Source organism: Siphonobacter sp. BAB-5385 (assembly GCF_002261125.1).
Classification (GTDB): domain Bacteria; phylum Bacteroidota; class Bacteroidia; order Cytophagales; family Spirosomataceae; genus Siphonobacter.
In genome coordinates, this window is sequence record NZ_NMPS01000113.1 from 1 (window position 1) to 454 (window position 454).

The following is a 454-nucleotide window of genomic DNA, read 5'->3' on the forward strand; positions in this document are numbered from 1 at the left end:
ATCGGCATTATCATCCACGATCAACAGGCGAAGGGAACCTCTCACGGCTTCTTTTCTTATCGTAGACGGCGATTGCCCTTCCGTTGAGGTGGGCAAACGAACGATGAACGTACTGCCCTGGCCCAGTCCCTCACTCTGGGCTTCTACGGTTCCGCCGTGCAGTTCGACAATCTGCTTAACCAAGGTAAGCCCTAGACCCAGTCCCCCTTCGGAGCGGGCCAGCGAGTTATCAGCCTGCACAAACAATTCGAAGATCGACGTTAATTGATCCGGACTCAGGCCAATGCCGGTATCCTGGAGGCGTAAAAAAGCCCTAGAGCCCTGGTGTTCCAGACTTAAGTGAATCTTGCCTTGATTGGGAGTATAGCGAGAGGCATTGGTCAAAAGATTCATCACCATTTGCACGAGCCGCGTGGCATCGCCTTCCATCTCAACCGGACTAGCCGGCAGACTC

1 protein-coding gene is annotated in these 454 nt (G+C 54.0%); it reads right to left on the minus strand.

Annotated elements, in window-relative coordinates; all coding sequences use genetic code 11:
- A partial coding sequence (locus tag BWI93_RS11345; RefSeq protein WP_141217436.1) for a cell wall metabolism sensor histidine kinase WalK occupies positions 1-454 on the minus strand: 454 nt, incomplete at both ends.